The sequence below is a fragment of the Massilia polaris genome (genome assembly GCF_012927275.1).
Taxonomy (GTDB): Bacteria; Pseudomonadota; Gammaproteobacteria; order Burkholderiales; family Burkholderiaceae_D; genus Telluria_A; species Telluria_A polaris.
The window spans coordinates 30,751-53,704 of the sequence record NZ_JABBGG010000017.1; the positions used below are offsets into that span (position 1 = coordinate 30,751).

General features: G+C 63.8%; 16 protein-coding genes. 8 read left to right on the forward strand and 8 right to left on the reverse strand.

Annotation, left to right across the window (positions count from 1 at the left end; translation table 11 throughout):
• Window positions 1-81: 81 nt before the first annotated feature.
• A complete protein-coding gene (locus HHL21_RS20465) occupies window positions 82-1,623 on the forward strand; it encodes a S1C family serine protease (RefSeq protein ID WP_229496646.1) in 1,542 nt (513 codons plus the stop codon).
• A 118-nt stretch (window positions 1,624-1,741) separates the two neighbouring features.
• On the opposite strand, the gene HHL21_RS20470 is transcribed toward HHL21_RS20465, so the two are convergent.
• Both HHL21_RS20470 and HHL21_RS20475 read right to left on the reverse strand, forming a co-directional pair.
• Window positions 1,742-3,364, reverse strand: coding sequence for a serine hydrolase (locus HHL21_RS20470; protein WP_169469357.1), 1,623 nt, complete (start codon window positions 3,362-3,364; stop codon window positions 1,742-1,744).
• Between the two features lie 15 nt (window positions 3,365-3,379).
• Window positions 3,380-5,236: a M1 family metallopeptidase gene (locus HHL21_RS20475; protein ID WP_169469359.1), complete on the reverse strand. Its 1,857-nt coding sequence runs from the start codon at window positions 5,234-5,236 to the stop codon at window positions 3,380-3,382.
• Window positions 5,237-5,387: 151 nt separating this feature from the next.
• On the opposite strand from HHL21_RS20475, the gene HHL21_RS20480 reads away from it, so the two are divergent.
• A complete protein-coding gene (locus HHL21_RS20480; RefSeq protein ID WP_169469361.1) occupies window positions 5,388-5,963 on the forward strand; it encodes a TMEM165/GDT1 family protein in 576 nt (191 codons plus the stop codon).
• On the opposite strand, the gene HHL21_RS20485 is transcribed toward HHL21_RS20480, so the two are convergent.
• Window positions 5,960-7,606 carry a CehA/McbA family metallohydrolase gene (locus HHL21_RS20485; RefSeq protein WP_169469362.1) on the reverse strand — a complete coding sequence of 549 codons (1,647 nt, stop codon included), beginning with the start codon at window positions 7,604-7,606 and terminating at the stop codon, window positions 5,960-5,962. The two genes, HHL21_RS20480 and HHL21_RS20485, sit on opposite strands and share 4 nt — an antisense overlap.
• Window positions 7,607-7,717: 111 nt before the next feature.
• Window positions 7,718-9,853 carry an aminotransferase class V-fold PLP-dependent enzyme gene (locus HHL21_RS20490; protein ID WP_169469364.1) on the reverse strand — a complete coding sequence of 712 codons (2,136 nt, stop codon included), beginning with the start codon at window positions 9,851-9,853 and terminating at the stop codon, window positions 7,718-7,720.
• A gap of 125 nt (window positions 9,854-9,978) precedes the next feature.
• On the opposite strand from HHL21_RS20490, the gene HHL21_RS20495 reads away from it, so the two are divergent.
• The 4 genes from HHL21_RS20495 to HHL21_RS20510 all read left to right on the forward strand — a co-directional run bounded on the left by HHL21_RS20495 (window position 9,979) and on the right by HHL21_RS20510 (window position 15,256).
• Window positions 9,979-10,464, forward strand: a complete 486-nt coding sequence (locus HHL21_RS20495; protein WP_169469366.1) for an Lrp/AsnC family transcriptional regulator — start codon at window positions 9,979-9,981, stop codon at window positions 10,462-10,464.
• A 73-nt stretch (window positions 10,465-10,537) separates the two neighbouring features.
• Window positions 10,538-11,668: a branched-chain amino acid ABC transporter substrate-binding protein gene (locus tag HHL21_RS20500; RefSeq protein ID WP_169469368.1), complete on the forward strand. Its 1,131-nt coding sequence runs from the start codon at window positions 10,538-10,540 to the stop codon at window positions 11,666-11,668.
• Entirely contained in the window at window positions 11,668-13,425 is a 1,758-nt protein-coding gene (locus HHL21_RS20505; RefSeq protein WP_169469370.1) for a DUF885 family protein, read from the forward strand. Before HHL21_RS20500 ends, HHL21_RS20505 begins: the two co-directional genes overlap by 1 nt.
• A gap of 16 nt (window positions 13,426-13,441) precedes the next feature.
• On the forward strand, window positions 13,442-15,256 hold the full coding sequence (locus tag HHL21_RS20510; RefSeq protein ID WP_169469372.1) for a DUF885 domain-containing protein: 1,815 nt from the start codon (window positions 13,442-13,444) through the stop codon (window positions 15,254-15,256).
• Window positions 15,257-15,303: 47 nt separating this feature from the next.
• Here the strand turns inward: HHL21_RS20510 and HHL21_RS20515 are convergent, their stop codons facing one another.
• Genes HHL21_RS20515 through HHL21_RS20530 form a run of 4 tightly spaced genes read right to left on the reverse strand, consistent with a single transcriptional unit; the run spans window position 15,304 to window position 19,852 of the window.
• Complete coding sequence (locus HHL21_RS20515) at window positions 15,304-16,992, reverse strand: M14 family zinc carboxypeptidase (protein ID WP_169469390.1); 1,689 nt, start codon at window positions 16,990-16,992, stop codon at window positions 15,304-15,306.
• A gap of 48 nt (window positions 16,993-17,040) precedes the next feature.
• Complete coding sequence (locus tag HHL21_RS20520) at window positions 17,041-18,351, reverse strand: sensor histidine kinase (RefSeq protein ID WP_169469374.1); 1,311 nt, start codon at window positions 18,349-18,351, stop codon at window positions 17,041-17,043.
• Window positions 18,348-19,202 (reverse strand): hypothetical protein, encoded by an 855-nt coding sequence (locus HHL21_RS20525; protein ID WP_169469376.1) that lies wholly within the window; start codon window positions 19,200-19,202, stop codon window positions 18,348-18,350. Before HHL21_RS20525 ends, HHL21_RS20520 begins: the two co-directional genes overlap by 4 nt.
• On the reverse strand, window positions 19,202-19,852 hold the full coding sequence (locus tag HHL21_RS20530) for a response regulator transcription factor (RefSeq protein WP_169469378.1): 651 nt from the start codon (window positions 19,850-19,852) through the stop codon (window positions 19,202-19,204). The genes HHL21_RS20525 and HHL21_RS20530 overlap by 1 nt, the downstream gene beginning before the upstream one ends.
• Window positions 19,853-20,184: 332 nt before the next feature.
• Between HHL21_RS20530 and HHL21_RS20535 the strand changes: the two genes are divergently transcribed.
• Together HHL21_RS20535 and HHL21_RS20540 are read left to right on the forward strand one after the other, a co-directional pair.
• On the forward strand, window positions 20,185-20,844 hold the full coding sequence (locus HHL21_RS20535) for an energy transducer TonB (protein ID WP_169469380.1): 660 nt from the start codon (window positions 20,185-20,187) through the stop codon (window positions 20,842-20,844).
• Between the two features lie 283 nt (window positions 20,845-21,127).
• On the forward strand, window positions 21,128-22,759 hold the full coding sequence (locus HHL21_RS20540) for a M28 family peptidase (protein ID WP_169469382.1): 1,632 nt from the start codon (window positions 21,128-21,130) through the stop codon (window positions 22,757-22,759).
• Window positions 22,760-22,954: the final 195 nt, after the last annotated feature.

Below are 22,954 nucleotides of genomic sequence, written 5' to 3' on the forward strand. Positions count from 1 at the left end.
CGAAAGCGGGAATGACGTTTTTGGGTCGCCGATTAATGAAGCCGTTAGAATCGACCCACCGACATCACCAGAACAAAAACCATGACGATCACCCGCATCATCGCCGCCGCCTTCATGGCTGCAGCCAGCTTTGCCGCCTGCGCGCAAGCGCCAGCTGCTCCAGCCGCCGACGCTGTCCCCGCTGTCATTCCCGCCAATCTCGAAAACTCGGTGGTCAAGGTATTCACCACGCTGCGCCGGCCTGACCTGTTCAAGCCTTGGAGCAAAGCGGCACCGCAGGACGTGACCGGATCGGGCGTCGTCATCGAAGGCAAGCGCATCCTGACCAATGCGCACGTGGTCGGCTATGCCAGCCGCGTCGAAATACAGGCCAGCCAGTCGGGCGACAAGATCGGCGCGACCGTCGTCGCGATGGCGCGCGGCATCGACCTGGCCGTGCTGAAGCTGGACGACGAATCGTTCTTCGACACGCACGCGCCGGTGGCGCGCACCAACATGCTGCCGGGCGTGCGCGATGCGGTCTTCGCATACGGCTATCCGACCGGCGGCAATTCGCTGTCGATCACCAAGGGCATCGTCTCGCGCATCGAGTTCGTCAACTACAACTTCGGCACCGCCGGCCTGCGCATCCAGATCGATGCAGCCATCAACCCGGGCAACAGCGGCGGTCCTGCGATCGGCGACGACAAGATGATCGGCCTCGCGTACGCGACCGCATCGAACGCGCAGAACATGGGTTACATCATCCCGAACGAGGAAATCGAGATCTTCCTGCGCGACGTAGCGGATGGCCGCTACGACGGCAAGCCGGTCATGCTCGACTACATGCAGACGCTGGAGAACCCGGTGCTGCGCCAGTTCCTCAAGGTCGACAAGTCGATCGAAGGCGCGGTCGTGCATCGTCCACACCAGGCCGACGGCCCGCTGAAGGAGTGGGACATCATCACGCGCATCGGCGACGCGCCGATCGACAACCAGGGCATGGTCAAGCTGGGGCCTAACCTGCGCGTGCGCTTCCAGTACCGCGTGCAGCAGCTGGCCAAGGGCGGCAAGGTGCCGCTGACCGTGGTCCGCGCGGGCAAGCCGATGCAGGTCCAGCTGCCGGTCGGCGGTGAGCGCAAGATGCTGATTCCCGACCTGGACGGCGCCTATCCTTCGTACTTCATCTACGGCCCGATGGTGTTCGCACGCGCGACCGCCGAATTCGTCGGCGCGCTCGGCTCGAACCTTCAGGGCTTCAACGCGCTCAGCTTTATCGGCAACCCGCTGATCACGCGCCGCGGCGACGAACCGGATGCGCAGCGCGAAGAACTGGTGGTCGTCAGCGCGCCATTCTTCCCGCACAAGCTCAGCGCGGGATACAGCAACCGCTTCACCTCGGTGATCTATTCAGTTAACAAGGTGCCGGTCCGCAGCCTCGCCCACCTGGTGGCGGTATTGCGCGACCTCAAGGATGATCTGGTGGTCTTCCACTTCGACCAGCGCGCCGGCGAAACGATTGTCTTCCCGCGCAAGGAAATGCTGGAGGCCACTGAAACGGTGCTTTCCGACAATGGCATCCGCCTCCAGGGCAGCACCGACATGATGGACGTGTGGAACGGCAAAACCTCGGTCAAGCGATAAACTCAGTCTGCCGGAAAGGCTGGCATCATAAGCTGAGTGGATGTCGATAAAACACTTCGGCACTACCGCGGCATACCAGACAATGCGGACGGACCGCTGCTGCCTGGCGCCGCCGTGACTACTCCTTGGCCTTCTCTTTCTTCACTGGCGTGAAGGTCAGGTCGGCGAAGTCGTAGCTGAAGTCAGTCTGCGACGACACCGGCGCCATCTTCATGCGCTCGATGCTGCCGTCGGGGTTCAGCGAGAAGCTCACGTACGCATCCGCGTTGAAGTTACGCTCCTTCCAGCGCACGATAAAGGTGTCGTGCTGGAAGTGTTCGAGCTCGCCGGTCAGGTCAGGCGTCTTCGAGAAGCTCATCACGCGCTTCTTCCCTTCCGGACGGATCGTGACGATGCCATACCAGGCGTCCTGGTACTCGCCGTCATACGCCGGCGTCGGCAGCGAAGGCTTCGACTTGCCTGCGCGAGTGGCGCTGGCTTTCTTCTGCGCGGCCAGGTCCTTCTCGTAGGCTTCCTTCTCCATATCGCCGATGATCCTGATCCAGTCGGTTGGCGCAATGCCCATGTACTGGTCAAGCAGGCGGTACTGCAGCGCGCTCAGCGAGCCGCCGCTTTCGGCGTTGGTCAGGATCGCGATGCCGAGCTTTTCTTCAGGTACCAGCAGCACGCGCGAATAGAACCCTTGCAGCGCGCCGCCGTGCATCGCGAGTTTGCGGCCTTTGTAGTCGCGCAACTGGAAGCCCAGGCCATAGGCGTAGAAGTTGGGCCTGGTCGCCGCCAGCGCAGGCTTCGGCTCAGAGATCTTCATCGGCGTTTGCTCGGTCCACATCTCGCGGCTCTGCTTTTCGCTGAACAGGCGTACGTCCTTGCCGTCCGCATCCTTGCCGATCCGGCCCTGGTCGAGCAGCACGTTCATCCAGCGCGCGATATCCTCGGCGCTGGTGTTGATGCCTACCGCGCCGACCGCGTTCGCAACCGGCATCGGCTTCACCGGCGCCGCCTTGCCGTTGATTTTGCTGTGCGGGTCCGACACGTTGGCGTTGCCGGCGTTCTCAAGCAGGCTGGTGGTGGTCGTATCCATGCCGACCGGCTTGAGGATGCGCTCGCGCACCGCATCGCCCCACGGCTTGCCAGCCTTCTGCGCGATGATCTTACCGGCGACGATATAAAGCAGGTTGTCGTAGGCGTAGCTGTTGCGGAAGCTGGTGGCCGGGCGGATGAACTTCAGGCGGTCGATGATCTCGTCGGTCGTGAACTGCGTGGTCGGCCACCACAACAGGTCGCCCGCGCCGAGACCCAGGCCGCTGCGGTGAACCAGCAGGTCGCGCACCGTCATTTCCTGCGTGACGTAGGCGTCGTACATGCGGAAGTCCGGCAGGTGTTTGGTGACCGGGTCGTCCCACTCCAGCTTGCCCTCATCGACCAGCATCGCCAGCGCCGCTGCCGTGAAAGCCTTGGAGTTCGATGCGATCTCGAAGATCGTCTTGCCGTCGACAGGCGCAGGGTCGCCCAGCTTGCGCACCCCGAAGCCCTGCGCCGCGACGACCTTGCCATCCTTGACGATGGCGATTGCGATGCCCGGCACGTCGAACGTGGCCATGGTGCGCCTGACGTCCGCGGCCAGGTCGAAGGCTGGCGCTTGCGCGGCGGGGGCCGCAGCCGGTGCGGATGGAGCCTGCGCGAAGGCGGCGGCGCTGAATGCGAGCAGCACTGCTGCCGCGATTTTATTCGTGTTTGGCACTTGATCTGTTCCTTCTTATTTGCCGGCCATCTGTTTGTCGACGCTCTTCTGCGTGGCTGGGTGGTAGCGTTCACGCGATTTTTTGTACACGCTTTCGGCCCATGCCTTGTCCTGCGGTTTTTTGCGCAGCGCCGTGTACAACGGCACCACGAACTTCTGGCGGCCGACGCTCATGAGGAAAGCCTCCATCGCCGGGCGAACATCGCGGTAGCCGGCGTTGACTGACGCGCGGTAGAAGCGGAAGGCCACTTCGTTGTTGCCGGTCCCGGACAGCTTGAACGCCTGGTCCAGTTCCTTGAGCTGGGCGGCGTTTGCCTTCTCGTCGATATCGTTCAGGAACTTCATCCACTCGGTGGCGTTCCAGTTTTTGGTATCGAGCTGGGAGGTTTTCACGGCGCCCTTCAGCCAGGCGTCGCGGGTTGCGTTCAATGCGGCCAGCCGCTTCGACACCGCGTGCGTCGCGCTTGCGGGGATGCCTGGGCCGTACAGCCACTCTTCGAGTTCCGCTTCGCTCAGGACCTTCGGATGCTTCTCCAGCAGGTTCTTGCGCAGGTAACTGACGAACTGCTCGGTGGTCACGCTCTGGAACGCGTGCTGGTCGAACCAGCCGCGCAGGAACGGATCGAACACAGCGCGGCCGGCGCGCTGCTCCAGGGTGCGCAGGAACCACGCGCCTTTCGGATAGGCCAGCGCGTCATCGGTGTAGTGCTGCGACGAGGTGTCGGGATGCGTGGTGATCAGCGCCTGCCTGGCCGCAGGGATCTCGGCCAGCGACGTCAGCGCCTCTTCCTGTTCCAGCTGCAGGTTCATGGTCGCGACTTCTTCGCCGTAGATCTTCTCGAGGATGCGGGTGGTGACGTAGGTGGTGAAGCCTTCGTTGAGCCACCAGTGCTTCCACGACGCGTTGGTCACCAGGTTGCCCGACCAGCTGTGCGCCAGCTCATGTGCGATCAGGTCGACCAGGCTGCGGTCGCCCGCGATCATGGTCGGGGTCAGGAAGGTCAGGCGCGGGTTCTCCATGCCGCCGATCGGGAAGGACGGCGGCAGCACCAGCATGTCGTAACGTCCCCAGCGATATGGGCCGTACAGCGATTCTGCGGCGGCGACCATTTTCTCGGTGTCGGCCAGTTCGTATGCGGCGGCCTCGATGCGTTTCGGCTCGGCGTACACGCCCGTGCGCGGGCCGAGGGTACGGGTGTCGATCTCGCCGATGGCGATCGCCAGCAGGTAGGACGGAATCGCCTGCGGCATCGTGAAGCGCCAGCCGCCCTTGCCGGTGGCCTTCGGATCGTTATCCGCGCTCATCACCACGCGCAGGCCTTCCGGCGCCTCGATGCGTGCGGTGTAGGTGAAGCGCACGGCCGGCGTATCCTGCAGCGGCACCCACGAACGCGCTTCGATGTTTTGCGACTGGCTGAACATGTATGGGCGCTTGCCCGACATCGTCTGCACCGGCGACAGCCACTGGAGCGCGGTTGCGGTCGGCGCGGTGCGGTAATGGATGCGCACCTTCTGCGGCTGGCCGGACAGCTTGACATGCATCGCCTGGCCTTTTTCGGCGTCGCGCTGGTCCAGCGTGTATGGGACCACCTTCCATACGCCCTTTGCATCCTGCGCCTCGACCTTCGAGATCGACAGGTCGCGCGTATCCAGGTCGAGGGTGCGCGCCTTCTTGTCGATCCAGTTCAGCGACAGCTCGGCGAAGCCGGACAGCGTCTTCCCGGTGAAATCTGCCTTCAGGTCCATGTGCAGCGCGCTGGTTTTCACCTGGTCGTAGCGCGCGTAGCTAAGCGGATCGAGGGCCAGCGCGAGGGCGCTGCACTGGGCGAGGATGGCGGCAGCCGCCACCCGCAGGAAGGTCATCTTGGTCATGGGCGTCTCTGTTATGGTGCGGGAGCGGCACGCCCCCGGGCGGGTGCAGAATATCACTTCCGCCAGCGCGGCGAAAGCACCGGCAATGCCCACGCCGCCAGTATTTACCGGGCTTCCTGCTATGATCGGCCTTTTGTCCAACGCCAGATCAATGGAAGCCCTCCTCATCTCCACCGGTATCGTCGCCCTTGCCGAAATCGGCGACAAGACCCAGCTGCTCGCCTTCCTGCTCGCCGCCAAATTCCGCAAACCGGTTCCGATTGTGCTGGGCATCCTGGTGGCGACGCTCGCCAACCACGCCTTCGCCGCCGCACTGGGTGCGTGGATCAACGCCATGATCGGGCCGGATGTGATGCGCTGGATCCTTGGCGTCTCCTTCCTCGCGATGGCCGCATGGACGCTCATCCCCGACAAGATCGACGAAGAAGACAGCAACCTTGGCAAATACGGCGTGTTCGCGACGACGCTGGTGGCTTTCTTCATCGCCGAGATGGGCGACAAGACCCAGATCGCGACGGTGGCTTTGGCAGCGCGCTACGACGCGGTGCTCGCGGTGGTGGCCGGGACGACGGTCGGCATGATGATCGCGAACGTCCCTGCGGTGTACTTCGGCGAGCGCATCGCCAACAAGGTGCCGCTCAAGCTGGTGCACGGCATCGCCGCTGCCCTGTTCGCCGCCCTCGGCGTCGCCACCCTCCTCGGCGCCGGCAAGAGCCTCGGCTTCTAGTCGGCTTGCTGGGTTACCCAGACCGGCGCGGACCATAGGAGCTTGCCGTCGTCCTGGGTAATGCGGGCGTAGTAGAAGTGTTCTCCAGGAGCGGGCGTTAACGTGGCATCCGCCGACGATGCGGCCTCGCTGACAGTGCCGTTCCGGCCTGGGACGCCTTCGATGATCGACACGCTCGCCACCGTCCGGCCATCCGCGTTGGCATAGTTTGCGACCAACCGCAGCGGGCCGCTGTTGGTGATGCGCGATCCCATCGGCTGGCCATTCGCTGTCAGTACCAGCTGCGAGTTCTTGTCCATCGTCGCAAACACCCGGCGCGCCTTGAGCGCTTCGATGAAGCTCGATTGGGTTAACGCCGTGCCATTCGGGATCAGGACGCCGGTGCGGTTGGTGTACGCGGCGCCCCAGTTGGCGCAGTGATTGTCCTGGTTGCTGCTGAACGCGACGTGGTAACCCGCTTCCAGCGCCTTGTTGCAGGCCATTTCGTAATTGCTGCGGCGGGTCTCGCCTTCCTGCGTGTTGGTGGAGAACGCGGACGTGTTCAGCACCTCGCACAGCGCCATCGCCTCATCGCCGTCCTTCGTATATCCCATCGCGATACCGTTGACGGCGAACTGTCCGCCGGCCGATGGGTGGTTGAACTGGCCAATCCATCCGCGCTGGCGCATCAGGCCATACAGCGCGCTGTAATCGCCTTTCGCGGTCAGCGTGTCGCCAAGCAGTTCGCCCTTCGCGTCGCGCTCCCACGCCAGCAGCTCGGGGGCGTTGAAGATGTTCACGTGGCCGCCGTTGTTGATGACGCCCCATTCCAGTCCGTACATCGCGAGGAAGCCGGGGTTGGCTTCGCTGAAGCTGGCCGCTGTCGCGAGCCCGCGCCGGTACAGCGCTTTGGCGGCGTCCGCGCCGGCTTCGGGATTCGATCCGTCCGAGCCGTCGTACATGTGGTTGTGTTCCGACGCCATCAGCACGTCCAGGCCGCGCGCCTGTGCGAAGGCGTAGGCTTCGAGCGGTCCTTGGGCCCCGCCCTGCGGCCCTTGCGCGCCCTTGCAGTTGCCGAGGTCTCCACCGCCGTCGCTGTGGTTCGTCTGGCTGTGCAGGTTGGCGAGATAGACGGTGAAGGGAAGCGATGCGGCTGCCGGTGCGGCGGAAGGCGGCAGCGGTCCGCGTGCCGCGCTCGACGCGAGCCCGGTTGCCATCGCACCGAATGCCGGCATCGCGGCCGCGGGCAGCTTGCCAAGCGCGATGTCCCAGGCCTGTTCAATCACTTCTTCGTGAACGTTGGCGCGCATGCGGACGCGGTACACGCCGTCCGGCATCGACGCCGCGTTGCGCCGCCCTCCCCACTTCAGGTTGACGGCGGCCGGCCGGCCCGTGAGCGTGAGCGCGCCACGCCACTGCTGCTCCGTCTTCCCCGACGGCGCCAGCAGATCAACGCGCCAGCGCACCGCGTGGGCCGCCTGCGACATCGGATAGTCGAACACCAGCGTGAAGGTGCGCGCGCCGGTGTCCGCCTTTTCGGCCTGGTAAGGCGCGTAAAGCGTGGCGTCGAATTCGCGGTGGTCGGCGACAGATCCCAGCGCTGGCGCGGCGGCTGCCAGCGCCGCCAGGGTCCACAGGATGTTGCGAATGTGGTTCGATTGCATGACGTTCCCCGCGAGGCGGTTGCGTTGTTAACATCTTCGCAACTCCGCTTCCGGGGAACATGACCTCGACAATTGAATCGGGTCAATTAATTAGTGTCGAATTGACAAAAGTTAAGGGTGAGAAAGGCCGGTTTTCCGGTTGGAAAAATGCAGCGCCAGCCCGCCGCCGAGATGCCACGCCTGGGTGTAGCCGGCGCGATGCAGGCATTGCGCGGCGCGCTGGCTTCGCGTGCCCAGCCGGCAGATGAATACAAGTGGCCGCGATTCGACGCCGCCCAGCCACTGCGCAAGTTGCGATGGCAGGCGTGAGAGCGGCACGTTGAACGCGGTCCGTCCCTGGATCATCGGGCGGCCCGCTTCGTGCTCCCACGGGTCGCGTACGTCGACCAGGATGGCGTCCGGCCGCTCGCGCAGGAAGCGGTCAAGTTCCGCCGGCTGCAGCTCCATCGAGTCGAGTGGGGGGACCGGCCGCGCGCCCGCCGTCGGCGTCGTGCAGACCAGGTTGGCGCTGTCAAGCGATGGGCATACGACGGTGTCGCCGTTCAGCAGCGCCGTCATGCGCTGCACGGCGTCGTGCAGCAGCTCCGCTGGCGTCGCACCGGTGAAGGCGAAACGCACATCGGCCGCGTGCAGGGCGCCGTCGCTGTTCGCGCCCATCAGGTAGCTTTGCGAGGTGTCGCCGCCGTGCGGCACGCGCGCGATTACCTGGCCGCCCAGCGCGATGCCGTCGGTGCGCGTTCCGTCATCCAGGCTGACGCGGTCGCTTCCGGCGGGCCAGCCAAACGGATCGGCCGATCCGGTAAAGTCGATTTGTTCGGCCAGCAGCGCGCCAAGCGCGGCGCGCACCGGTGGCTGGTCGCCGCAGGTACTCGTGCCGATGATGCCGCGCACGCGGTAGTCGCCCGAACGGATCATCGAGGCGATGCGTTCTCCCAGCGCGCCAATCGGGTCGATGACGACGCAGCTGCGGCTTGCTTCGTCCAGTACGAGCCAGGTGGTTGCGCCATCGAGGCCGAGGCGGATCACATCTTCGCGCACCTCCCGCCGCAGCGCATGCGGAACCAGTCCGCCGGTATGCATCGCGCGGCCGCAGTGCGCGATACGTTCGCAGGCGGCATCGATGAATGCGTCGTCGACGGCCGGCCCAAACGACAGGCGCACGGCGGAGGCGCTGCGCCAGTCCGGCAGCTCCATCGCTTCGAGCACATAGCTCGGGGCCGCCTTCGCTGCGGAACACGCCGAGCCGGCACTGACGCGCATGCCCGCTGCGTCGAAGACATCGAGCAGGTCGCGGCCCGACAAGCCTTCGACGGAGAAGTTGACGGTGGTTGGAAGCGATGCGTGAAGCGGCGTATTGAACACGATGCCCGGCAATGCTTCACGCAGGCTGGCGACCAGGCGCTCGCGGCAGGCGTGCAGCTGCGCGGGCGTACGGAAGGTGTCGCCGGTTTCGAGCGCCGCCAGCACGGCGCCCAGTGCGGCGATGCCGGCCATGTTCTCGGTGCCGGAACGCTGGCCTGACTCCTGCCCGCCGCCGGCCATCAACGCGGTATAAGGAGCGCCATCGCGCACGTACAGCATGCCGATGCCTTTAGGCGCGTACAGCTTGTGCCCCGAGAATGGCGCGTAGTCGATGCGCGTGCTTTCCAGCGCCAGCGGCAGTTTGCCGAGCGCCTGCACGCTGTCGACCATCCAGTAGGCGTTGCTGGCCGTGACCAGCAGCGCCTTCTCGATGGCGGCGAGGTCGGAGATCGTGCCCGTTTCGTTATTGGCCGCCATGGTGCACACCATCGCGGCGCGCGGCGCCAGCTGGCGCAGCACGTCGAGCTTGTGGCGGCCTTCACCATCGACCGGCAATGCGCGCAAGGTCAGCCCGGTGCCGAGCAGGCGGTTCCAGTGGGCGAGCGCTTCCGGCACGGCCTTGTGTTCCGTCGCGCCGTACAACAGCAGGTCGCCGACAGTTTCGCCGGCCGCCTGGCGCTCGCGCACCGCGCACAGGGCGGACAGCACGGCGGTCTGGATGCCTTCGGTGGCGCCGCTGGTGAAGATGACACTTCCCGCGCCGGCCCCGATCATGCGCCGCGCGCGTTCGCGCACGCCGTCGAGCAGCGCCTTCGCGCGCAGTCCCGTGGCATGGCCGCTGCTTGGATTGCCATAGCAGGCGCCCATGGCGTCCGCCGCCGCGGCGATTGCAGCCGGCAGCACGGGCGAGGTGGCGTTAGCGTCGAGGTAGATATCGTGGGTCATGGCAGCGGTGCAAGTTGGTTCATCCGACCCCTATATTAGCCATCAGGGCGAGTGAAAGTATTCCAAAATGTGCTATTTATCGCTAGAATTAAGAATGTTTATTCTCGCAATTCAGAGTTTTTAATATGAACGATCTTGATAAATTCGATTACGCGATACTCTCTGCGCTGCAGGGCGACGCCACCCTGTCGATCGCGGCGCTGGCCGAAAAGATCGGCCTGTCCAGCACCCCGTGCTGGAAGCGCGTCAAGCGGCTGGAAGAAGAAGGCCATATCGAAAGCCGCGTCACGCTGGTCAACCGGCGCAAGGTCGGATTGCCGGTGACGGTATTCGTCAGCGTACGCACCGGCGACCACGACGAAAAATGGCTGAAGAACTTCGCCGCCGCCGTGGTCAACCTGCCCGAAGTGCTCGAGTTCCACCGCATGAGCGGCGACGTCGATTACCTGCTCAAGGTCGTCACCACCGATATCGACGGCTACGACCGCTTTTACAAAAAGCTGATCAAGGCCGCGCGGCTGTCGGGGGTGTCGTCGGCGTTCTCGATGGAGCAGATCAAATACAGCACCGCCCTCCCGCTGGAACTGGTGTCGCACGGGCTTCCGGCCTGACGACTGGCCTATACAATTAGCACCTGAATCGTGCGATCATTGCGCTCTAAGAAATCGAAGGGGACATACATACATGCAGTCACGTACATACACACTGCCGATCGCTGGCGCCATCCTGCTGCTCGCATCCCACACCGTTAGCGCACAAGAAGTCGTCAAGATTGGCGTGAGCGGGCCGCTGTCGGGCGCCAACGCCTTCGCCGGCAAGGACAATGAAAACGGCGCACGCCTCGCGATCGAAGAACTGAACGCCAAAAAGATCAAGGCCGGCGGCAAGGTCGTCACCTTCGCGCTCAGCTCCGAGGACGACCAGGGCGATCCGAAAGCCGGTGTCTCCGTTGCGCAGAAATTCGTCGACGACGGCGTCAAGTTCGTGCTCGGCCCTTACAACTCCGGCGTGGCGATTCCAGCCTCGCGCGTATACAACGACGCTGGCATCCTGATGTCGACCGTCGGCACCAATCCGAAGGTTACGCAGGCGGGCTACAAGTCGGTGTTCCGCATTGTCGCCAGCGATACGCAGGTTGGTTCGTCGGTGGCCGACTACGCGGCCAAACAGCTGAAGGTAAAAACGGTCGGCGTCATCGACGACCGCACCGCCTTCGGCCAGGGCATCGCGATGGAATTCGTGAAGCAGGCAAAACGTTTGGGCCTCAAAGTCGCGGCACATGAATTCACGACCGACAAGGCGACCGACTTCGCTGCGATCCTGACCGCGCTCAAAGCCAAAAAAGTTGACGCGATTTTCTTCGGCGGCTACGCCCCGCAAGGCGCGCCGATGGTGCGCCAGATGCGTCAACTGGGCCTGAATGCGAAACTGCTCGGCGGCGATACGCTGTGCAGCCCCGAGATGGCGAAGCTGGGCGGCGACGCCGTCGGCGAGAACGTACTGTGCGCACAAGGCGGCGCGATCCTCGAGAAGCAGGCCGGCGGCCCGGCCTTCAAGGCCAACTACAAGAAGCGCTTCAAGCAGGATCCGGACGTATATGCGCCGTCGTTCTACGACCAGATGATGTTCATCGCCCAGGCGATTCGCGCTACCAATTCGACCGACCCGTCGGTTGTCGGCGCCGCGCTGCATACGACCAGCCATAAGGGCGTGGTCGGAACTTATGCTTACGACGATGCCGGCAACATGAAGAAATCGAGCGTCACGATCTACACCTTCCGCAACGGCGCCCTCGCGCCGCTCGCAAGCTACTGATGCGCACCCGCCTCCTGCTCGCAGCGGCACTTGCCTGCAGCGCGGCGCATGCCGCGCCGCCCGCGGCAGCAGCGCCGCTGACGCCCCCGATGGCGTCGTTCGGCGCTTCGCAACAGGCGATGCCGGCGCTGATCCAGCGTTACCAGCTCGATCACGCCAGCCTCGCCCACCTTTACACCGTCCGCAGCGGCATCGCGCGCGACGAGGAATTCGGCCGCTTCTACCGGCAGTGGCTGGCCGCGCTGGATGCGCTGCCGTTCGACGCACTGGGCGTGGAAGACCGCATCGACTGGACCATGCTGCGCAACCAGATCGAATTCGAGCTGCGCGAACAAAGCGACGTGGCAAGCCGCTTCCGCGAAGCGGAGCCGCTGGCGCCGTTCGCGCGCCCATTGATCGACCTGGCCGAAGCACGCCGCCTGATGAAGGCGCAGGATGGCCGCGCAACCGCCGCACTGCTGCAAAAATCGATCGGCGCAGTCCAGCAAGCCACCGAAAACCTGAAGGCCGGCGGCGACCTGTCGTCGTCCAAACCGGTTGCCTCGCGCAGCACCGCCAACCGCGCAGTCAAGGTACTGGGTGAACTCAGCGCGGACCTGAAAGAATGGTACGCTTACTACGACGGCTACGACCCGCAGTTGACGTGGTGGGTCAAGCAGCCTTACATCGCGCTCGACAAAGCCATCGCCGACTACTCGGCGCTGCTTGACGAGCGGCTGGTCGGCAAAGCGTCCGCCAAGCTGCTGAACGTTACCGGCGACCCGATCGGCCGCGATGGCCTGGTCAGTGCGCTCAAGCGCGAAATGCTGCCTTACACGCCGGAAGAACTGATGGCGCTGGCCGAGAAGGAGCTCGCGTGGGGCGAAGCGGAGCTGCGCAAAGCCTCCAATGAAATGGGCTTCGGCGACAACTGGCGCGCCGCCATGGAGAAGGTCAAGAACATGTACGTGGCGCCGGGCGAACAGCCCGCGATGGTGCGCGCGCTGGCACGCGAAGCGATCGACTACGTGACCGCGAACGACATGGTCACGGTGCCGGAAGTCGCGCTGCGCAGCTGGCGCATGGACATGCTGTCGGCCGAAAGCCAGATGGTCAGCCCATTCTTCCTGGGCGGCGACACCATCCTGGTCTCGTACCCGACCGACACCATGACGCACGAGCAGAAGCTGATGACCATGCGCGGCAATAACCCGCACTTCTCGCGCGCGATCGTTCATCACGAACTGATTCCGGGCCATCACCTGCAGCTGTTCATGGCCGACCGCTACCAGCCGCAGCGCAAGCTGTTCGACTCGCCGTTCTTCGTCGAAGGCTGGGCCGTGTACTGGGAGATGCTGCTGTACGACCGCAAGTTCGCGGCCAAGCCCGAAGACCGCATCGGGATGATGTTCTGGCGGAACCACCGCGCCGCGCGCATCCTGTTCTCGCTTGGTTTTCACCTTGGGAAGATCACGCCGGAGCAGGCGGTCGATATGCTGATCAAGCGCGTCGGCCACGAACCGGACAACGCGCGCGCGGAAGTACGCCGCTCGTTCAACGGCGACTACACGCCGCTGTACCAGGCCGGGTACATGATCGGCGCGCTGCAGCTGCGCGCGCTGAACAAGGAGCTGGTCGGCAGCGGCGCCATGAACCTCAAGCGCTTCCATGACGGCGTGCTGGAAGGCGGCATGCTGCCGGCCGAGCTGGTTCGCGCGCGCCTGAAGGGCGAGAAGATCCCGCGCGATTTCCGCCCGACCTGGCGTTTTTATAACTGATCAAGCGAAAACGAATATGAAGAAGACCCTCACGCTCTGCGCACTCAGCGCAGCCCTGGCCCTGGCGTTCGCGCCGGTTACCGCTGCCGCGCAAGCACCAGCCGGCAAAGTCGCCGGCGCAGTCGCAGACCAGGCCGAGAAGCGGCTCGACAAGCTGGCCGACGATTACTACGAAGCGCAGGCGCGCCACGACCCGGTCGGCGCGACCCAGAACGGCGACAACCGTTTCGACGACAAGCTTGGCATCACCATTTCGCCGACGCTGCGCGCGCAGCAGTTCGCGCGCTACGACGCCTTCCTCAAGCGCTTGCATGCGATCGACCGCGGCAGCCTGGACCGCGGCGCGCAGATCAACTACGACATCCTCGAATACGAGCTGAAGACGCTGCTGACGTTCAAGCGCTTCCCCGACCACCTGCTGCCGATCGACCAGATGAGCAGCATGCCGGTCACGCTGGCTAACTTCGCCGGCGGCGAGGGCGCGCAGCCACTGACCACGCCGAAGCAGTACCGCGCCTACCTGAGCCGCCTGAACCAGCTGCCGGCATGGATCGACCAGGCCATCGCCAACATGCGCGAGGGGATGCGCACTGGCGTCGTGCTGCAGCGCGCCGCGATGACGTCGGCACTGCCGCAGTTCCAGAAGCTGTCCAGCAAGACGCCCGAGGCGAACATCTTCTACACGCCAGTGAAGAAGATGCCCGCGACGTTCAGCGCGAAAGACAAGCTGGAACTGACGGCGGCATACCGCGCCACCGTCGCGAAAAAGCTGATGCCTTCGCTGGCGAAGCTCACGGTCTTCCTGGAAAAGGAATACCTGCCAGCGACGCGCACCAGCACCGGCATCGACGGCCTCCCGAACGGCAAGGAGTGGTACCACGCGAATGTCGCGGCGCAGACCACGACTTCGCTGACGCCGGAGCAGATCCACGCGACGGGCTTGAAGGAAGTCGCGCGCATCCAGCAGGAGTACGGCGTTGTCGGGCCGAAGATGGGTTACACCGGGCCTGCATCGGGGCTGCCGACCTGGGTTGCGGAGCAGGAGAAGTATCGTCCGTTCAAGACCGAGCAGGAAGTGATCGACGTGTACCGCAAGCTCGACGGCGTGCTGCGCGAGAAGCTGCCGGCGCTGTTCACCCTGATGCCAAAGGCGCCGCTCGACCTGCGCCTCGAGCCTGAATTGAGCCGCGCGACGGCGTCGGACCATTACACGGCACCGGCGTCGGACGGCTCGCGTCCGGGCGTGTTCTGGTCGGTGGTGAACGATCCGAAGCAGTACGGCAGCACCGGCATGGTGACGCTGTTCCTGCATGAGGGTCAGCCGGGTCACCACTTCCATATCGCGCTGCTGCAGGAGATGGATCTGCCGAAATTCCGCAAGTTTGGCGGAAATAACGCGTTCACCGAAGGCTGGGCGCTGTATGCGGAGACCCTGGGCAAGGAGATGGGATTGTTCGGGAAGCCGGAGGATTACTTTGGTCACCTGAACGACGAGATGCTGCGCGCGGTGCGCCTGGTGGTGGATACGGGCATGCACGCGAAGGGATGGACGCGCGAGCAGTCGATCCAGTATATGCGCGATACCCTGGGCTACACCGAGGCGGTGGCGCGCAGCGAGACCGAGCGGTATATGGTGTGGCCGGGACAGGCGCTGGGCTACAAGATTGGCTCGCTGAAGATCGCGGAGCTGAGGCAGCAGGCGACGGCGGCGTTAGGCCCGAAATTCAGCCTGCCGAAGTTCCATGAGATCGTGCTGGAGGATGGGACGGTGCCGTTGTCGCTGTTGGAGGCGAAGGTGCAGCGGTGGATTGAAAAGGATGGCGCGAAGTAATTGATGGGTTATGGGTTATGGGTTCCCGTGGGAACCCATGCTGAGCGTCAGACCACCGAATACACCGGATAGCGGCGCCACTCCGGCTCTACATACCGCTGGCAGTTCGCGAAGATGAAGTCCAGTACCGCCTCCTGATTCCCCAGCAGTCCCTGGTTCTCTCCCTTCCACGCTTCGAATTTCGCCTTCAGCTCCGGCTCATCGCGCAGCAGTTCCATCGCGTGATCCTCGAACACATAATCCGAATACGCTTCTTTCTTCTCCAGCACGCTGTTGAAGAAGCCCCAGCGGAAGAAGCTGTCGTGCGCTTGCGGTTCCAGCGTCTCAATCGCGTAGCGCGCGTTGTCCTGGTCGAGCGGAATCCATACGTCGCCCGGACGCAGCGTCACGCGCACCGTGCGCTTCTCCAGCTGCACATCGTCATGGAACATGTGCCCTTCGTACGCGTTCGGACGCGATGACACCGACTTGATGTGGTAGCACTGCACGTCGATGGTCTTCTCCGCGTCGATACGCTCCATCTTCACGCCGTTCCACTCCAGCCGTTCGATCGCTTCGCGCCACGCCTGCGGGATCACATACGCGCGCGCGGCGGCGACGGTGATATCGGCCGGGAAGCTGTTGAAGTACTTGATGTCGCGTTCCCACGGCTTGCTGCGGTCATACGACAGGCGCGTGTAGTTACCGAGCAGGCTAGGCGAATACTGCGCTTCGTAGCCCTTGAAGCGGAAGCTCGATACCTTCTCCTCACTCATCGCCCAGTGAATCGGCCACTCGCGGCGCGTCTTGCCCTCTTCCTTCGCGGCGCGGCGCAGCGACTGGATCTGGCCGGCGTTCGCAATCGTGAAGTCGAGCGCGGTTTCTACCAGCGCGCGCATCGATTCGTAGCGGTCGGCGAACGGCTTGAGCATGTGCGTCTCGGGCATGAAGCCGATGGTGTGATGCAGCGCCGCGTAGCCGGTCGAGAAGCGCGGCGTTTCAAGGAATTCAGCGATGCCGTGGTCCGGGCAGTCCTTGACCGGATTGACGTACGGGCAGGTAGGCCAGCCGCGCTGCTCCATCTCCTTGAACATATGCGGCAGCATCGTGTCGCGCAAAAACTCGCCAAGCCCGCCGCCAAGCTTGTCGGCTTGCGTGTGGATCAGGGTCATCGTGTACGTGTAGTCCGCACCGTTGGAGGTGTGGGTGTCGACCATCACGTCCGGGTCCCAGGCGGTGAACAGCTTGTTGAATACCTGCGCGGTCAGCGTGTCGCATTTGACGAAATCGCGGTTCAGGTCGAGGTGGCGGCTGTTGCCGCGGAAGCCGAACTGCTCGGGGCCGTCCTGGTTGACGCGCGAGGTGTTGGCGCGATTCAGGCTGCCGTCGACGTTGTACATCGGGACAAACAGGAACACCGCTTTGCCCAGCGCGGCAAGGCGCTCCGGCTGCGTGCAGAAGTCGCGCACGTGCGCCATGCAGGAGTCGACGCCTTCCGGCTCGCCCGGGTGGATGCCGTTATTGTTGAAGAAGACCGGACGGCCTTCGCGCTTGAGCTGCTCGCGGCCGAACACGCCGTCGGCGGTAATTACGCCAACATGGATAGGCACGCCCGCGTCGGAGGTGCCGACGACGCTGAAGCGCAGCACTTTCGGGAAGCGTCGCGCGAGTTCTTCGTACCAGGAGATGCATTCAGCCCAGGTCGTGGTCTGGTTCTTGTTGCCCTTCTCGTAGGGCGTTTGCAGGTCGTTCAGCATGATGGTGTCTTGTGAAGTCAAAGAATTGCGCGTGGTTGCGCCAGACCGCTACGATACATCAAGCGGCAGGGAGATGGATATGATGGTGCCACTGCCCGGTTCCGAGGCGAACGAAATCGTGCCGCCCAGGGCGTAAACGCGCTCGCGCATGCCGATGATGCCGATGCCGGACGACGATGTCGCCATGTCGAAGCCGGCGCCGTTGTCGGCCACCTCGATGTGCAGCATGCCGTCGTCCTTCGACAGCACCAGCGATACCTTGGTGCGCGTGGCAGTGGCGTGCTTCATCACGTTCGACAGCGCTTCCTGCACGATACGGTATGCCGAAATGGCGAGCTCGTTCCCCAGCTGCGAGAAGTCGCCTTCGGAGCGGAACTCGAAACGGTTGCCGCCATGGCTGCTGTCGTAGTGGCGGATCATCTCCTCGACCGCGCCGTGCAGCCCGAGCATGTCGAGCACTTCAGGGCGCAGGCGCCGCACCAGCCGCCGGCCGCTGGCGTACAGGTCGAGCGTCAGTTTGGTGATCGCCTGCGACTTGGCCTTGATCTCTTCGATGACCGGGCCCTGGCCCGCCTTGTCCGCAAGGTGGAGGATGCTTTGCGACTCAAGGCGCGCGGCGATCAGCGAGGCATTGAGTTCGTCGTGGATCTCGACGGCGATGCTCTTTCGTTCATCCTCGATGATCGAGTTGACCTTCTGGATAAGCTTACGCTTGTCGGCATCTGCCTTGAGCGCCTCGTTGCGCGATTCGACCAGCTCCCTGGTGCGTTCGGCCACCTTGCGCGCGAGAGCGAGCGCCAGCGCGACACTGATGATCAGTGCCAGCGCGGCCATCGCCAGTTCGAGCCGGAAGCGGCGCGCCTGTTTGTCGAGCATGTGCGACGGCGACATCGTGACGCGCACCCAGCCGACGGTTTCGGTCGTCAGCGTCGGCGGCCTGGTATCGCTCGACCCCGACACGTGCGGTGCGCCGTTATCGGAAAACAGGTTAATCCAGATCAGCTGCTTGCGGATCGGCGCTTCGTAGTAGCGCGGCTCGGCGTCGGCCGACGTGTCGGATGCGACGCTGACCGTGGGCTGCTGGTTGGCGTCGACCACGTCGATGCGGTGGATGCTGCGGTCGGACTGCACCAGGCCATTGATCGTCAGGCGCAGGTCGGACAGGTTACCGGAGATGACGTTGTATTCGCTGGTCTCGGCCAGTGCCTTGGCGAGGATGCGGCCACGCTCGGCAAGCTCCTCGGCCACCTGCGCGCGGTGCGAGTACCACGAATACCAGATGAAGCTCGAGAACAGGAACATCACCGGCAGCATGGCGATCGCGACCATCCGCGTGCCGATGCCGAGCCTGAGCTTCATGGCGCCACCTGCACCGGCCGGCGGGAGAAGCTGCGCGCCGCGTTGTCAGCCTTGATGTTCAGCGAGCGCGCGACCGCCTCGTTGATGATGGTGCGGAAGTAGCGCGGGAACTGCGGTGGAGGGAGTGCGCCGCTCGCGGCATAACTGGCGGCCACCTCGGCAACCTGCGCGTTGATATCCTCGATGTCCGAGTAGGTCGATGCGAGCGCGCCGGATTTCACCATGTCGGCCGAAAAGCCGATCACGGCCTGGTTGTGGCGGTAGCTCGATAGCAGGATGTTGCGGAAGTTTTCAGGCGTGTAGACCGCGCTGTCGGGCGTGGCGAGCAGCACTTCGGCCTTCGCCATGCGGTTCAATACACCGTTGATGTCGTCACCGCGTCCGAACTCGTACAGCTCCGCACCGGCGCTCAGTGCGGCCCGGAGGAATGCCGTGTCGGGGCCCACGATGGCGGCCGCGCGCACCGGACGGCGGTACAGGAGAGACACCAGCTGCAGCTGGTCGGCCGGGGAAGGCTCCGCGTAGACGGCAGTTGCCCGGGACTGCGGCAGATGGCCCGCGACGGCTTGCCACACTGGGCTGGACGTATAGGCGGCGAGCAGCGCGCAATCGCCGCTGCGCGCCACCGCGTCGCGTAAGGCCACCGGTCCGACTGCGATACACAGCTTCTTGCGTCCATTCGCCGCAGCGCCCTCAAATAGCGGCGAGAGCCGGCGCGCGAGGTCCGCCGTTATGCGCCGCGTGACGCTGGTGTCGTCGCCGGTGAAGATCTCGAAACGGGGAGTCCTGCCATCGACGGCAAACGCGCTGCACGCGGCACTTGCCAGCACAACGGCGAGGACCGCGCGCACTACGGCTCGATCAGGCCGTGCTTGACGGCCAGCCTGGTGATGTAGGCCTGGCGATGCACGCCCAGCTTTTCCTTGACCGCCTGGCTGATATTGCTGATGGTCTTGGCCGACAGGTTCAGCTTCTCCGCGATCTCCGCATTGGTCAGGCCCTCGGCCATCAGCTTGAAAATCTCAAGGCCGCGCGCATCGAGCTGCGACTGCGGCGACACATCGCCCCGCACCGACAGGTTGGCGAGGCGCTCTGCGATCTGCGGCAGGAAGTACAACTTGTCCGTATGCGCGTGGCGCACGGCCGTGGCCAGGTCCGCAGGGTCGCAATCCTTGGTGACGAAGGCGCGCGCGCCGATACGGTAGGTTTCCTTGATCAGGCTGTCCTGGTCGAACTGGCTCAGGAAAACGATGCGCGCCGACGGGAACCGGGCGAGGATGCCGCGCGCCGCGTCCAGCCCGGTCAGCTCGGTACCGAAGCGGATGTCGAGCACAAGCACGTCGGGCTGCAGCTCGGCATACATTGCCGTCACCTCGTCGGGCGTCTTGGCCTGCCCGACCACGTCCATGCCCAGGCCCGACAGCGACATGGCGAACCCGGTCATGACGATCGGATGGTCATCGGCCAGCAATACGCGGATCTTGTTCTGCTCACTCTGCATTTACTACTCCTCCATGGCCGCGCCCGTTACATCTGCTTACCAACGGATAGCAGCAATGTGTGCGACCTAACAGACATTCAAATTCATTGATGCGATTATTTCATACAACGAAGGCCGACGCGAGTTATCTCGGCCCGCCCTGAGGGGCAGCTCCCATCCCGCAGCGAATCGAAACAACTGGCAACAATATTTACCAAGAAAACGCTGTTCAATTGCCAGCGAGTGGCATATCTTGGTGCCAACGCTTAGCAAATCACGCTGATTGAGCCCGGCAGCAACAGCTCGGGCCTTCCGACAAAGCCCATGAGCAAAACAACAATGAGGAGATAGCCATGCATTTCTCACATACACCGGAGGGCGGCGGCAGCAAATTCGTCAAGATTGGTATCGTTGCCGCGCTGCACATAGCGGTGGGCGTCGCGCTGATCAACAACATGAACAGCGTCTCGATCTCGATGCCGAAACTTGCGGACGATATCGTCGTGTTCCTGCCGAAGATCGAACCACCGCCACCTCCGCCGCCGGAGCCGCCGAAGCCGGTGCCAAAAGTGGCGCCGACGCCGAAGCCGTTCGTGCCGGAAGTGGAAGTCGAGGTACCGCAGCAGCCGCAGACTGAGCAAGTGATGGAAACCTCGACGGTTCCCGACCCTGCGCCGCCGGTACCGGGCCCGACCACCACCGAAGTCGCGCCGCCGGCCGACCCTGGTGCGGGTTCGCTGCGTACCGCAGTGCTGAACGATGGCTGCTCGGTGCCTGACTACCCTACCCGCGCCGCCCGCAATGGCGAGGAAGGCACCGTCACCCTGGCACTGCTTGTTGGCGCCAACGGTAAAGTCAACGACTCGCGGGTTCAGAAGTCGAGCGGCTCGCGCGACCTGGACAAGGCAGCCATCAGCGCGCTGAGCATGTGCAGCTTCAAGCCGGCCATGGCCGGTGGCGCTCCCGAAGCCGGCTGGGCCCAGATCGCCTACGTCTGGAAGCTCGAAGGCTAATCAACAACGTTTCAAGCACGCCCCGCCCCGTTTTACCGGGCGGGGCGTTTTTCGTTTGGGGTCAGGTCTGTCATTCGGACACGAGCTCAACAGCGGCGCTGTTGAGCTCGTGTCCGAATGACAGACCTGACCCCACACCGCTGACCCCACACCGCTGACCCCACACCGCTGACCCCACACCGCTCGAGAATCGCTGCGCTGCAACAGTTTCTGAATCGCATACAATGTTTGTCGCATCCCATGAGGGTGCAGTTTCTATTCACCATATTCGTACCAGGAACCCATGCATAAGAAGCTCTTTTCCCTCACGGCCACCACGCTGGCGGCCAGCCTCGTTCTCGCTGTCCCAGTTCACGCAGCCAAGCCAGCCCTCGGGCCGACCGTTGAAGAAGCGCCACTGCGCGGCCACATGGCATTCCTGTCGAGCGACCTGATGGAGGGCCGCGGAACCGGCCAGCGCGGCGGCGACCTGACCGTGGCTTACCTTGAAGCGGCGTCGATGGCCGCAGGCCTGAAGCCAGCCAATGGCAACAGCTACCGCCAGGCGGTCAAGATCGCCGGTGTGAAAGCATCGCCGAAGGAAAGCAACGTTGCCTTCGACATCGGCGGCAAGCAGCAGGCGTTTGAGTTCGGCAAGGAATGGGTATGGGCGCCGGGCGATGCCAAGCCGATGCATCAGATGGACGCGGACATGGTTTTCGTGGGTTACGGCATCAATGCTGCCGAAGAAGGCTGGAACGATTACAAGGGCCTGGACGTCAAAGGCAAGGTCGTCGTGATGATGGTGAACGATCCGATGCCGACGGCCGCCGAACCAGAGCGCTTCGGCGGCAAGGGCCTGACCTACTACGGCCGCTGGACCTACAAGTTTGAAGAAGCCGCGCGCCAGGGCGCTGCAGGCGTGTTGCTGATCCACACCGATGCGTCGGCATCGTATGGCTGGAGCGTGGTTCAGAACAGCTGGATGGCGGAACGCTTCCAGCTGGCACAGGGTGACCTGGGAGCGGGCATGGAAGGCTGGATGACGGAAGACACCGCCCGCACCCTTTTCAAGGCCGCCGGCCACGACCTCGACACGCTGCGCGCTGCTGCGGAAAAGAAGGACTTCAAGGCCGTTCCGCTCGGTATCAAGGTCAAGGGCGAAACCAAAGCTGTCGTGCGCAGCATCGAACAGTTCAACGTGGCAGGCATCGTGCCGGGCACCGATCCGAAACTAAAGGATGAGGTAGTCATCTACTCGGCACACTGGGATCACCTCGGCATGCAGGGCGACGGCCCCGACAATATCTACAACGGCGCGGTCGACAACGCGTCGGGAACCGCTGGCCTGCTGGCCATGGCACAGGCGGCGGTGCGCCAGCCAGCCAAGCGCAGCCAGATGTTCCTGTGGGTAGCCGCTGAAGAGCAAGGCCTGCTGGGCAGCGCCGCGTACGCATCGAGCCCTCTGTGGCCAGCGCACAAGACCGCGGCCAACCTGAACCTCGACAGCCTGAACTGGATTGGCGCGGCGAAGGATATCGGCACCAAGGGCAGCGAACGTACCGAACTCGGCGCGATGGCTGAGGCAACGGCAAAGGCGATGGGGCTGGCGGTTTCGGTACCGAAGCCTGACCTGGCAGGCGGCTATTTCCGCAGCGACCATTTCAGCTTCGCCAAGGCCGGCATTCCTGCGTTCTCGATCGCGGGCGGCAGCGACTACATCAAGGATCCGGAAGCGGCCAAGGCCAAGCAGAAGACCTACGCTCCGCGCTACCACCAGGTCAAGGATGAGTACGATCCGAGCTGGGACCTGTCGGGTATGGTACAGCAGGCGCAGTTCACGCTGAACCTGGGCCGCATGGTTGCTAACTCGCCGAAGATGCCTGCGTGGAAACCGGGCGATGCGTTTGGCAAGGTGCGCGCCGGGACGAAGTAACCGTTTCTGTAGCCCTGAATGAAGAATGCCGCACCAGGAAACTGATGCGGCATTTTTGTCGACGCGACGCGTAGGGCAATGGAATGGACTCCTCCACCTACGGCAGCAACTGTGCCAGACTGAAGTGTCGAGCAGACAATTCAATCACAGAGGAGGAGTCCAAATGTATGCTACACGAGTTGGTGTTGATCTTGC

What these genes read in the sequence shown, in the direction of transcription:
- HHL21_RS20500 (WP_169469368.1), top strand. Translation starts at nt 10,538, where the DNA reads ATGCAGTCACGTACATACACACTGCCGATCGCTGGCGCCATCCTGCTG.
- HHL21_RS20515 (WP_169469390.1), bottom strand. Translation starts at nt 16,992, where the DNA reads ATGCTGAACGACCTGCAAACGCCCTACGAGAAGGGCAACAAGAACCAG.
- HHL21_RS20510 (WP_169469372.1), top strand. Translation starts at nt 13,442, where the DNA reads ATGAAGAAGACCCTCACGCTCTGCGCACTCAGCGCAGCCCTGGCCCTG.
- HHL21_RS20490 (WP_169469364.1), bottom strand. Translation starts at nt 9,853, where the DNA reads ATGACCCACGATATCTACCTCGACGCTAACGCCACCTCGCCCGTGCTG.
- HHL21_RS20480 (WP_169469361.1), top strand. Translation starts at nt 5,388, where the DNA reads ATGGAAGCCCTCCTCATCTCCACCGGTATCGTCGCCCTTGCCGAAATC.
- HHL21_RS20485 (WP_169469362.1), bottom strand. Translation starts at nt 7,606, where the DNA reads ATGCAATCGAACCACATTCGCAACATCCTGTGGACCCTGGCGGCGCTG.
- HHL21_RS20535 (WP_169469380.1), top strand. Translation starts at nt 20,185, where the DNA reads ATGCATTTCTCACATACACCGGAGGGCGGCGGCAGCAAATTCGTCAAG.
- HHL21_RS20505 (WP_169469370.1), top strand. Translation starts at nt 11,668, where the DNA reads ATGCGCACCCGCCTCCTGCTCGCAGCGGCACTTGCCTGCAGCGCGGCG.
- HHL21_RS20540 (WP_169469382.1), top strand. Translation starts at nt 21,128, where the DNA reads ATGCATAAGAAGCTCTTTTCCCTCACGGCCACCACGCTGGCGGCCAGC.
- HHL21_RS20495 (WP_169469366.1), top strand. Translation starts at nt 9,979, where the DNA reads ATGAACGATCTTGATAAATTCGATTACGCGATACTCTCTGCGCTGCAG.
- HHL21_RS20475 (WP_169469359.1), bottom strand. Translation starts at nt 5,236, where the DNA reads ATGACCAAGATGACCTTCCTGCGGGTGGCGGCTGCCGCCATCCTCGCC.
- HHL21_RS20530 (WP_169469378.1), bottom strand. Translation starts at nt 19,852, where the DNA reads ATGCAGAGTGAGCAGAACAAGATCCGCGTATTGCTGGCCGATGACCAT.
- HHL21_RS20465 (WP_229496646.1), top strand. Translation starts at nt 82, where the DNA reads ATGACGATCACCCGCATCATCGCCGCCGCCTTCATGGCTGCAGCCAGC.
- HHL21_RS20520 (WP_169469374.1), bottom strand. Translation starts at nt 18,351, where the DNA reads ATGAAGCTCAGGCTCGGCATCGGCACGCGGATGGTCGCGATCGCCATG.